We start from the raw sequence: 613 nt of genomic DNA on the forward strand, positions 1-613 counted from the left end.
GTTTTCCGTATCGGCTCTTTTATACCTGTTCCTGGCATTGATGCTTCTGTATTATCCGAATTAGTTCGACAACAGCAAGGCACCATCATTGACATGTTCAATATGTTCTCTGGTGGTGCTTTAAGCCGAGCGTCTATATTTGCATTAGGTATTATGCCTTATATTTCGGCGTCAATTATTGTTCAATTATTAACAGCGATTCATCCTCCTTTAGCAGAGCTGAAGAAAGAAGGTGAGGCAGGACGTCGTAAGATTAGTAAATATACTCGTTATGGTACATTGTTATTAGCATTTATTCAGTCTATTGGTATTTCAATTGCCCTACCGAATATGTTACAAGGATTAGTTCCTAATCCAAGTATCTTATTCTATGTAACTTCTGTAATCAGCCTAGTTACGGGAACAATGTTCCTTATGTGGTTAGGTGAGCAAATCACTGAGCGCGGTATCGGTAACGGTATCTCTTTGATTATCTTTGCAGGTATTGTTGCAGATTTACCAGCAACGATTGGGCGGAAATGTTATTATTATATTTTAAGTAAGCGTAGAATTCCCTCCCGTATATATTAAGCGATTGTTATCCGGTCGTTTAATATTAATATGGAGATAAGCG

General features: G+C 37.8%; 1 protein-coding gene. It reads left to right on the forward strand.

What is annotated here, in order from left to right:
• A partial coding sequence (locus tag EK386_RS20740; protein WP_281274280.1) for a preprotein translocase subunit SecY occupies positions 1 to 570 on the forward strand: 570 nt, incomplete at its 5' end.
• Positions 571 to 613: the final 43 nt, after the last annotated feature.

The organism is Lysinibacillus antri (assembly GCF_003977595.1).
Taxonomy (GTDB): Bacteria; Bacillota; Bacilli; order Bacillales_A; family Planococcaceae; genus Ureibacillus; species Ureibacillus antri.